This window comes from Roseateles sp. P5_B10, from assembly GCF_056400485.1.
In genome coordinates this window covers 1-10,658 of record NZ_JBFULE010000128.1, presented here as the reverse complement: position 1 = coordinate 10,658, position 10,658 = coordinate 1, and the positions used below count along the sequence as shown (strand labels likewise).

Annotated in this window: 8 protein-coding genes; 4 read left to right on the top strand and 4 right to left on the bottom strand. The window is 66.6% G+C overall.

Annotation, left to right across the window (positions count from 1 at the left end):
* Nucleotides 1-107 precede the first annotated feature (107 nt).
* Together AC1DU6_RS10980 and gstA are read left to right on the top strand one after the other, a co-directional pair.
* Complete coding sequence (locus AC1DU6_RS10980) at nucleotides 108-1,916, top strand: response regulator (protein ID WP_477857165.1); 1,809 nt, start codon at nucleotides 108-110, stop codon at nucleotides 1,914-1,916.
* 130 nt (nucleotides 1,917-2,046) lie between these two features.
* Entirely contained in the window at nucleotides 2,047-2,652 is a 606-nt protein-coding gene (gene gstA / locus AC1DU6_RS10975; RefSeq protein ID WP_477857164.1) for a glutathione transferase GstA, read from the top strand.
* A 204-nt stretch (nucleotides 2,653-2,856) separates the two neighbouring features.
* On the opposite strand, the gene AC1DU6_RS10970 is transcribed toward gstA, so the two are convergent.
* Genes AC1DU6_RS10970 through AC1DU6_RS10955 form a run of 4 tightly spaced genes read right to left on the bottom strand, consistent with a single transcriptional unit; the run spans nucleotide 2,857 to nucleotide 6,105 of the window.
* Nucleotides 2,857-3,252: a tautomerase family protein gene (locus AC1DU6_RS10970; RefSeq protein WP_056193224.1), complete on the bottom strand. Its 396-nt coding sequence runs from the start codon at nucleotides 3,250-3,252 to the stop codon at nucleotides 2,857-2,859.
* Between the two features lie 56 nt (nucleotides 3,253-3,308).
* Nucleotides 3,309-4,262 carry an AraC family transcriptional regulator gene (locus tag AC1DU6_RS10965; protein WP_477857162.1) on the bottom strand — a complete coding sequence of 318 codons (954 nt, stop codon included), beginning with the start codon at nucleotides 4,260-4,262 and terminating at the stop codon, nucleotides 3,309-3,311.
* Complete coding sequence (locus tag AC1DU6_RS10960) at nucleotides 4,259-5,467, bottom strand: MFS transporter (protein ID WP_056193217.1); 1,209 nt, start codon at nucleotides 5,465-5,467, stop codon at nucleotides 4,259-4,261. The genes AC1DU6_RS10965 and AC1DU6_RS10960 overlap by 4 nt, the downstream gene beginning before the upstream one ends.
* Nucleotides 5,464-6,105, bottom strand: a complete 642-nt coding sequence (locus AC1DU6_RS10955) for a DUF1579 family protein (RefSeq protein ID WP_477857160.1) — start codon at nucleotides 6,103-6,105, stop codon at nucleotides 5,464-5,466. Before AC1DU6_RS10955 ends, AC1DU6_RS10960 begins: the two co-directional genes overlap by 4 nt.
* A 58-nt stretch (nucleotides 6,106-6,163) precedes the next feature.
* On the opposite strand from AC1DU6_RS10955, the gene AC1DU6_RS10950 reads away from it, so the two are divergent.
* Both AC1DU6_RS10950 and AC1DU6_RS10945 read left to right on the top strand, forming a co-directional pair.
* Nucleotides 6,164-8,413, top strand: a complete 2,250-nt coding sequence (locus AC1DU6_RS10950; protein ID WP_477857158.1) for an ATP-binding protein — start codon at nucleotides 6,164-6,166, stop codon at nucleotides 8,411-8,413.
* A 311-nt stretch (nucleotides 8,414-8,724) separates the two neighbouring features.
* On the top strand, nucleotides 8,725-10,563 hold the full coding sequence (locus AC1DU6_RS10945) for a TOL_0244 family TonB-dependent receptor (protein ID WP_477857157.1): 1,839 nt from the start codon (nucleotides 8,725-8,727) through the stop codon (nucleotides 10,561-10,563).
* The last annotated feature ends 95 nt before the right edge of the window (nucleotides 10,564-10,658 follow it).

Genomic DNA, 10,658 nt, shown 5'->3' with positions numbered 1-10,658 from the left:
GGAACGGAAGTGGCATTCAGTGCACCGGCGTCGCAAGCGTACAGTCGACCCGTACCGGCTCGATCGTGGTTCCTCCACAAGAAGTTCGCACCCAGCGAGGTCGGCGAATGACCGAAGATCTGACCCGCATCCAGGTTCTCTGCGTCGACGATCACCCGATCGTGCGGCAGGGCATCGCGATGCTGCTTTCCGTCGAGCCGGACATGGCCCTTGTCGCGGAAGCAGCGAACGGACGCGAAGCGATCCAGCAATTTCGCGCGCACCGCCCCGACGTCACGCTGATGGATCTGCAGATGCCCGGCATGAGCGGGCTTGACGCGATCGGCGCGATCCGCGCCGAGTTTCCCGAGGCCCGGATCATCGTGCTCACCACCTATGCCGGCGACGCTCAGGCACAGCGCGCCTTGCACGCCGGCGCGCGCGGCTACCTTCTGAAGAACGCCTTGCACAAGGAGCTGCTGGACGCCATCCGCGCCGTGCACGCTGGCCGCCACGCGCTTCCGTCGGAAGGGTCATTTGAACTGGCCGAGCAGATCATCGACGACAACCTCACGCCCGCGGAGATCAGCGTCCTGCGATTCATCGCTCAGGGCAACGCCTACACCGAAATCGCCAGAGTGCTCGCGCTCAGCGAGGAGGCGGTCGAAAGCCAGGTGCGAAACACCCTGTCGAAGCTGGACGCCCGGGATCGCGCGCATACCGCGACGATCGAACTGGAGCGCGGCATGCTCCAGACCGAGCGCGCTGCCCGGCATGCCGCCGAGGCGGCCAACCGCGCGAAGAGCGAGTTCCTCGCTGGCATGAGCCACGAGTTGCRCACACCGCTGAATGCCGTCCTCGGCTACGCGCAACTGCTGAGCATGGAGGGCGGCCTGAGCGCGCGTCAGGCGCGCGGCCTGGACACCATCCACCAGAGCGGGCAGCACCTGCTGGCGCTGATCAACGACATTCTCGATCTGGCGCGCATCGAGGCCGGCCGAACGGACCTGAACCCGGAGCCGGTGCATTTGGCCGGCCTCCTACAGACGGTCGTGAACCTCATGCGGGTGAAGGCTGACGAGAAGCGCCTGGCCTTCGTGTTCGAGGCCGCTGAAGGCTTGCCCGAGGCCGTGCTGGCCGACGAGCGCCGCTTGCGCCAGGTGCTGCTGAACCTGCTGGGCAATGCCATCAAGTTCACCGACCGCGGCACGGTCGCGCTGCGAGCCCATGCCGAGCCGAGGGGCCCGACGCAGGTGCTGCTGCAGCTGGATGTCGAGGACACCGGTGTCGGCATGCGTCCCGACGACATGGAACGCATCTTCAAACCCTTCGAGCAGGTGGGCGACGCGCAGCGCCGCAGCGGTGGCACGGGGCTGGGGCTCGCGATCACCCGCGCACTGGTGAACGACATGGGCGGACAAATGCAGGTGCACAGCGAGTTCGGGCGCGGCTCCCGGTTTCGCGTGGAGCTGCCGTTGCCCGTGGCGCAGCTGGCGGAGGCAGCCCCCCGCAGGGCACCTGGCGTGGCGCGCTATGCGGGGCCGCCACGACGCGTGCTGGTGGTCGACGACGTGGCGGCGAACCGCACACTGATGTGCGATTTCCTCAGCAACGCCGGATTCGAAGTGGCGCAGGCCAGCGATGGCAGCGAACTGCTGGCGGCGGCAAGGAATTTCCGGCCAGATTTGATCTTGATGGACAGCGTGATGCCGTCCGTCGGCGGCGTGGAAGCCACGCGCCGACTGCGGCGGGAGGCCGATCTGGCCACCGTGCCCGTGATCGCGGTCTCGGCCTCGGCCACCGCCGAGCACCGTGCCGCCTGCCTGCAGGCCGGCGTCAACGTGTTCCTGACCAAGCCTGTGTCCCTGGAAGCGCTGCGGGCCCATATCGGAGAGCAGCTCGGCCTGCAATGGCCGCCCACGGCAGGCGCTGACTGATTGAGCGGCGGCATGGTCCGGGCGGGCGCGTTGCGCGCCCTGCCCTCACCCGGCAATCCTCGAGGTTTGAACGACTGAAGCGATTGGATTAGCCTGCATGGCTCACGCTCGCTCGCAAGGAGACCTTTCCATGAAGCTCTACTTCGCCCCTGGTGCCTGTTCGCTGTGCCCACACATCGTGGTGCTGGAGGCGGGCCTGGCCGCTGAAACCGTGCAGGTCAATTTGAAGGCCCACCAACTGCTCGATGGCAGTGACTACTACGCCATCAACCCGCGCGGCTACGTGCCGCTGCTGGAGCTGGACGACGGCCAGCGCATCACTGAGAACGCAGCCATCGTGCAGTACCTGGCCGAACGCGCGCCCGACCGAGGCCTGCTGCCACCGGCCGGCACCCTGGCACGCACGCGCGTGCAGGAATGGCTGGCCTTCGTCGGCAGCGAACTGCACAAAGGCTTCTCGCCGCTGTTCAATCCGGCCCTGCCCGAAGAGGCCAGGCCGATCTTCAAGAAGAAACTGCTCGATCGCTTTGGCTGGGTGAACCAGCAACTGGCCGGCAAGTCCTACCTGATGGGCGAGACCTTCACCGTGGCCGACGCCTACCTGTTCGTGATCACCGGCTGGGCCGGCCGCGTCGGCGTGGACATCGCGGGCCTGGAGAACCTGGCGGCCCACCAGGCGCGAATGCGCCAGCGCCCTGCGGTCCAGGCGGCTCTGCAGGCCGAAGGCCAGGCTTGAGACGCAGGACATCGCGTGCCGGACAAAAGCGTGCCGGGCGCCGGCGCGCAGGCCGTGCGGCGCGGGCGCTGCTTGCGACCAACAATGACTGGGACGCCATGCGACACGTCCGACGGGGCGTTGCAGACATATTTCTGGAGGTGATAGAACTCACCGAGCGGCACCACGCACCTGCCTGCCACCATCTCGTGTATTCCGGAGCGATCACGCCCCGTGCTGGAACCGGTACTCCTGCGTTAGACCTCCGTACCCGTAGGCTGTTGGCCGGACATCCTGCACGTAGACATAGCTTTCCGGATGCAGTTTGCCGAGCAATTGCGAAAAGGCCTCGAATACCTCGGACACGTAAAGCGCCTTCTCAGCCTTTGTGTTGGTCTCGTCGACAACCTTGATGTCGAAATAGAAGCTGCTCTTTTGCTGCGCCGCCAGCGAAGTGCCTCCGACGATCCAATGGTGAGGGTCGACGTATTCGATGGCAATGGCGGTGAGCTCGGGCTTCTTCTTGAGGATGCGGCTCGTCTTCTCGAGCAGGAGGCTGGCGATGCGGGCGCTCATTTCCGGCGACGGCGTCGCGCTGACTTTGACGTTGATGATGGGCATCGTGTCTCCTGTGTTTAGCAATGCAACAAAGTGAATTGCCGCGCCGGGCGGCGGCGTCAGCCGGCCCGCCAGCGCAGCCTTCCCGGTGGTACGCCGAAGAGGCGCTTGAATGCGCGGCTGAAAGAAGCTTCAGACTCATAGCCCAGGCGCTGTGCGATGTCCGCGACGGTCAGGCGGCCATGACGGAGCCACGCGCCGGCCACGTGCATACGCCAGTGCGCGATATAGCGTGCCGGAGACAGGCCGACAGCGGCAGTGAAGCGCTCGGTGAAGGCCGAACGCGACAAGCCGGCGATCTTCGCCAACGCCAYGACCGACCAGAGATGACCCGGTTGGTGATGGATCGCCGCCAGCGCGCGGCCAATCGGTGCGTCGCGCGCACCGGCCAGCCAACCCTTCAGGTCTCCCGCGTGGGTCTCGGCCCAGCCACGCACCATGGCCGTGACCACGGCATCGGCGAGCCGCGTCATCATCGTTGCGGCGCCGACGCGCTGCGCCGCCACCTCGGCGGCCATCAAGGACAACAACGTAGGCAGTACAGGGTCACTCGCCTCAGTACGCCGCAGCACCAGCACCTCGTCCATCAACTGGGTCAGCGGATGCACGGCGGGTTCGTCGAATTCGAGCGCGCAACAGACGATCAGTGAACGCGCGCCACCACCGCCGGCACGCATGTTGTGCGTGGTGGGACCGGTCGAATCCTGGTCGAACTCTTCCAGCGGCCGGGCGGGCGTCGTGGGCGCGTCGGTGATCGCATGGCCGGTGCCACGCGGCAGCAAGGCCACGTCGCCCGGACCAATCCAGAAGGGTTCTTGCAACGGCAGCCTCAGCCAGCATCCACCCTCAACCACGAAATGGAAGCACACGCCATCCTGACGCGGAATCTGCAGGCCCCACGGCGCCGTCATGTCGGTACGGCAGTACGACGCACGCACCAGCCGCAGGTCCTGCAGAACGGGGTTCAGCAGGTCGAGGTCGGGGGGCCCTGGATTATCCCGGTGGGTGTTCATGGCGGCCGAGTGTGCGCGGGCTGTCCGGGTGAGCGTAAGACGGGGTCTTTCGGTACGGCAAGGCGCCGGGTCGACCAGGTCGCGGGCAGCGCGAGCGCACACAGCAGCAGCGCCATCTGCATCGGCGCCTCGACGCCCAAACGCGCCAACGCCACGCCGCCGGCCAGTGATCCTGCTGCAATGCCGGCATTGACTGCGGAGGCGCTGAGGGCTGCGGCGAGGTCGGCACCAGGGCCCGCCAGCGCCACCACGCGCAACTGGATCGCCGGAACCATGCCGAAACCCGCCAGGCCCCAGGCAGCAAGCGCGATCAACGCCACCATCGGGCTCGAACCGAAGAGGTAGAACAGACCGAGCACGGCCACCAGCACCACGTTCGCCGCCACCAGCGTGAGGCCAGCATCGCGGTCCGCAAGACGCCCGCCGGCAAACATGCCGACGGCGCTGGCAACGCCGTAAGCGAGCAGATAAACGCTGATCGTCGCGTCCGCTGCGCCACTGACCTGCTTCAGGTACGGCGCGATGAAGGTGAAAGCGCTGAACTGCCCGCCCATCAGCAGCGCGGCCACGCCCAGCAACGCCAGCACGCGCGGCGCGAAGGCGGCGCGCACCTGCACCCCGAACGGGTCAGCAAGGCGAACATTCGAGCGCGGCACGAAACACAGCGTTGCGACACAGGCCGCGGCACCCAACGCGACGATAGCCGCGAAGGCCGTGCGCCAGCCCGTCGCCTGCGCCACCCACGTCCCCAGCGGTACGCCCAGTACGGTGGCAACGGCCACGCCGCCGAAGACCATCGCCATGGCTTGGCCGCGCTGCTCAGGACGCACGAGCCCAGCCGCAACCACGGAGGCGGCACCAACGAAAAGCCCGTGCATGGCGCCGGGCACGAAGCGCGCGACCAGAAGCAGACCGAGCTCATGCGAGACGATCACGATGAGGTTGAATGTGACGAACACCGCCAACGACAGCGCGAGCACGGAGCGCCGCTCCAGGCGCGTGGTCAGCGTCGTTGCAACGGGGCCGCCGATCGCGATGCCCAGCGCATAGGCCATCACCATATAGCCGGCGCTGTTGATCGACGTGCCCAGGTCGCGCGCAACCAGGTCCAGCACGCCGACGATGACAAACTCTGCGGTGCCGAAGACGAAGGCTCCCACCGCCAGCACGACCAGTGCGGCGCGCGCGTCGGGCTGCCGGCTCACGGTGCGGTTCGCGTGTAGATCGCGCGGGTAGCCAGCGCCTCCTTGCGGCCCGGTGGCGTGAAGTAGAGCTCGATGACGTGACGGTCCTGCCCTTCGATGCGTATCGCCGTGCGCATCGGGACCGTCTTGCCAACGAAAGCTTCGCCCGCGACGCCTTGATCCACGAACGTGCCGAACAGGTCAATGCTTGTTTGCGGCCCCGACCCCGTGCGGCTGACATAACGCATCATCCCGGCGTTCGCCTCGTCAATGGTGACCCATTCGTAGCGCGCAGCCATGTTGTCGTAGCCCAGCCAGCCGCGGCGCCAATAGCGTGACTTTTCCAACGTGCCTTCGGTTGTGTCCTCAAGGTAGCGGCCGCCGGCCACCCATTCGCGGCGCGTGACGAAGTCGTCGGAGGTGATCGGCGGTGCGTCGGCGCTTCGGCCCAGCGTGGCATAGACACCCATCTRCACGCGCCAAATACCCGCCAGCGGCGCAAGCATGGCGTGGCCCGGGCCAGGCAATCCACGGCGCAGCCATGGCGGCAAGTCGGTGGCCGCTGCGACGGATGGCGCGGTGCCGACCTCCTTGTCCTGGGCGTGCGTGGTGCCGAGCATCATGCCGAGCGTCGCAATGCCGATGACCGTTGCGCGCATGCGCTTCCAGCGAATCTTCACAGGGTCCCTTTCGTGAACAGGAGCGTCAACTTTGCCTATGGATGCGGCGTCGTGCCATGGCCCGTTGACCGGTTTGCTTGGCCGTTCGTCCCGCGGTGATGGCCGAGCGTGCGCGGATGCGCATAGAGTCGGGACAGCGCACTGTCGCGCTGGGAACTATGGCCACGCTTGCAGGAGCGGACGAATGGTCACGAGATCCAGGAAAGTGGCTCACCAAAGCAGAAAAACCTTGCGCAGGAAGCGCTTGCTGGCGCGTGAGTTGGCGGGAAGACGCGGCTCAGACATACGCCGGTATCAACAGCTCTTCGCCTGCAACCCCTTGCCCATGTGGGTCTATGACCTGCAGACGCTGCGCTTTCTCGACGTCAACGAGGTGGCCTGCCAGAAATACGGCTACGCGCGCGAGGAATTCCTTTCGATGTCCATCCGCGACATCCGCCCACCGGAAGACGTGGGCGCCGTGGAGACGTCAGTACGCCTCACGCCCGCCGAGGTGTTCAACAGCGGCGTCTGGCGGCATCGGCTCAAGGACGGGCGGCTGATCTACGTCGAAATCACCTCTCATGAGTTGCTCTATGAAGGCCGGCCTGCCCGCTTCGTCGCACCGCTTGACGTGACCCTGCGCATGCAGGCGGAAGCGGCACTGCGAGAGCGCGAGGCCGGTTTGCGGCGCGCCCAGGGGGTGGCCAAACTCAGCCATGTGGTGACCCGCCCGGACGGCTCCTTCGAGCGCTGGTCCGACACCCTGCCCCAGCTCGTCGGCTGCGCGCCGCAGGACATGCCGCGCACGACACGTGACTGGATGAACCAGCTGGTGCATGCCGACGATCGGGCCAGCTACCGCAGTGCGAGCCTCGAAGCGGCGCGCACGCGGGCCAAAGTCGAAGTGGAGTACCGCCTGGTGCGCGCCGATGGCGAAGTCGTGCAGGTGGCCCAGGTGATCGAGCCCCTCGAGGAGGTGGCCGAGGTCGGCGGCCTGCGATGGTTCAGCACCCTGCAGGATGTGACGGTCCAGAAGGCGGTGGAAGCCACCATGCGCGACCTCAACGAGCAGCTCGAGCACCGGGTGGCCCTGCGGACCGAACAGCTGGAAGCATCCAACCGCGAGCTCGTCGCTGCCACCCGCGCCGCCGAGCATGCCAACCAGGCCAAGAGCGAGYTCCTGAGCCRCATGAGCCATGAACTGCGGACGCCGCTGAACGCCATCATCGGCTTCTCGCAGATGCTCGCCACCCCCGGCCACGGCTTGCCCGCGGAAAGGCAAGCGGCCTTCAACGCCCATATCCAGAAGGCCGGCGAGCACCTGCTGACGCTGATCGGTGAACTGCTCAACTTGTCGCAGATCGAAGCCGGCAAGCTGAAGCTCGACATGCAGGTACTGCCGCTGCGCCAGTTGCTGGCCGAGTGCGAAGCCATGGTCATGCCGCAAGCCCAGGCCCGCGGCCTGCAAACGAATTTCGAGGCGCCGCCAGACGCGCTGGCCGTGGTGGCGGACCGAACGCGACTCAAGCAGGTGCTGCTGAACCTGCTGTCCAACGCCATCAAGTACAACCGGCCGGGCGGTGCGCTTGAACTGCGGGTGCGACCTTCCGGCGCCGAGCGCGTGCGCATCGAAGTCCAGGACGGTGGCGCAGGACTGAGCCCGCAAGAGGTGACCCAGCTCTTTGAGGCCTTCAATCGGCTGGGGCGTTCCGGCGAAGGCACGGGCGCCGTGGAAGGCACGGGCCTCGGCTTGGTCGTGACGCGGCACCTGGTCGAATTGATGGGCGGCCGAATCGGCGTGGACAGCACGCCCGGAACGGGCAGCTGCTTCTGGTTCGAGCTGGCTGGCGGTGAAGCCGTGTCGCGGAAGCCGGAGATCGGCGTCGGCCCGCAGGAGCGCCGTGGCGGCGTGAGCGACATCCAGCCGCAGCTCACCGTGCTGCTGGTCGAAGACGACCTGCCCAGCCACGAACTCGTGCGCGCGCAGCTGTTGCATCGGCCGGACCTGCGCCTCATCACGGCAAGCAACGGGCGCGAGGGCGTGGCGCTGGCCCTTGCCCACGCGCCCGCCGTCATCCTGATGGACAACCGGATGCCGGAACTCACCGGGCGCCAGGCCTTTCAACTGCTGTCGCAGGATCCGCGTACCGCCAGGATTCCGGTGATCGCCATCAGCGCGGGGGCCGACACCATGCCCGAGGGTGACGGCGAGCCGATCCTCTGGTTCCGCMGGGTTGCCAAACCTTTTGACCAGGGTGATCTGCTGTCTGCGATCGATGACGCCATCCGCCACAGAGCGGCCTGAAGTCGTCCGACCGATGCTAAAGCTAACTTACCATATCAACTGACAAACTTGCGGCGCGACAGCCATCGGGGCCCAACTTCAGACTCCCCTACCAACGGCCGAAAAACCATAACGACGGCGCGGCCATTGTGTTTGCGTTGCCTCTGTAGCACATGACTCACAGAATGAGCTGACCTACAAATCAAATGAACGAGGCGGCCATGTCTGAGACGCTGCGCAGCCGGCCGAGACAGGAGACAGGTGGGAGAGTTGAACGGTGGCCGCGCGCGCCGCGCTGCGCTCATGGCCTGGGCCTGCTTTTTTCGCTTCTGATGGTGACCCAGGGCGCCGGGGCAGCTGGCACCACGAACCTGGCAGACCTGTCACTGGAGCAGCTGGGCGACATCGAGATCACCTCGGTGTCAAAACGGGAGCAGCGCCTGGCCGACGCGCCGGCCTCGATCTACGTCATCACCAAGGAGGCCATCCAGCGCGCCGGCGTCAATACGCTGGCCGAAGCCCTGCGCCTGGCTCCCAACCTGCAGGTTGCACGCATCAATGCCAGCCAGTACGCCATCAGCGCGCGCGGCTTCAATTCGGCCACGGCGAACAAGCTGCTGGTGCTGATCGATGGCCGCAGCGTCTACACGCCGCTGTATTCCGGCGTGTTCTGGGAATCCCAGGACGTGCCTTTGGGTGACGTGGAGCRCATCGAGGTCGTCAGCGGCCCGGGCGGCACGCTGTGGGGCGCCAATGCCGTCAACGGCGTCATCAATGTCATCACGACGCCCGCCGAGGGCAGTCTGGGAACGCTCGCGTCGGCGGCGGCCGGCAATCTCAGCCAGGGCCTGTCGCTGCGCCATGGCTGGCGCTCCGATGGCGGCGGCGCCGTGCGCGCCTATGCCAAGTACAACCGCCGCCAGGACAGCGAGCGAGCCAGCGGCGTCGATGCCGACGATGGCTTCGAGAAGCTCCAGCTGGGTTTTCGGGCGGGTATCGACGCCGGCGGCGGCGCGCTGACGCTGCAGGGCGATGCCTACAAGGAGTCGATCAGCCAGCCCAATGCCGCCGACCAGCGCCACCATGGTGGCAACCTGCTGGCGCGTTGGGTACGACCGATGGACGACGGCGCCACGCTGAATCTGCAGACCTACGTCGACCGCTCCTGGCGCGATGTCCCTGGCTCCTACAACGAGAACCTGCAGGTCGTCGATGTCGACCTGCAGTACCTGCTGGCTGCCAGCGAGGGCAGCCAGTGGATCTTTGGCGGCGGCCACCGCATGGCCGAGGACGAAGTCGGCAACTACGGCAGCCTGGCCTTTCTGCCCGCATCCCGGCGCCTGCACTGGACGAATGCCTTCGTCCAGCATGAGCGCCAGCTTTCGCCGACCGCGACGCTGACGCTGGGCACCAAGGCCGAGCACAACAGTTACACGGGCACGGAATGGATGCCAAGTGCGCGGCTGGGCTGGAAACTGTCGCCCCAACTGCTGCTGTGGAGCGCAGCGTCCCGTGCAGTGCRCACGCCCTCCCGCATCGATGTCGAGTTCTTCGTGCCAGCGCAGCCACCTTACCAGCTGGCGGGCGGCCCCAACTTCCGCTCGGAGATTGCCAACACGCTGGAGGTTGGCGCGCGAGCTCAACCCAGCGAGAACCTGTCCTACTCGGTCACGGTATTCGGCAGCCGCTACTCGAGCCTGCGCAATTACCGGCGCCTGAGCGACCGCACTTTCGTACTGATCAATGCATCCAAAGCGGAGGTCTATGGCGTCGAGGCCTGGGGCCGCTACCAGGTCAGCAGGAGCTGGGCTGTTCATGCCGGACTGACCTCGATGCACGAGCGCTTCAGCGGCGCCAACGTGGCCGCCATCGCGCCCGGAAACGATCCCCGCTACCAGGTTCGGCTGCAGTCCTCTTGGTCGCTGGCGGCGGGCGTGGATATCGATGTCACGCTACGGCGGGTCGCCAAGCTGCGCTTCACCACCGTGCCCGGCTACAACGAGGCCGATGCGCGTGTCGGCTGGCGGTACTCCGACAGGCTGGCCTTCGCCGTCTCGGCGCGCAATCTCCTGCATGCAAATCACCGCGAGTTCGCGCAGGGCGGCGCTACCGGGGCCGACCCGATCATGGTCGGGCGCACCGCCCAGATCACCGCCACGGCGAGATTCTGATGCCGCGCCTGAGCCTATTTCTCGGGTGCCTCCTGCAATGGCGCGGCAATGTGCCAGTGCTGCGGCGCATGGCGATCGCAGGTCTTCTCTTCTTC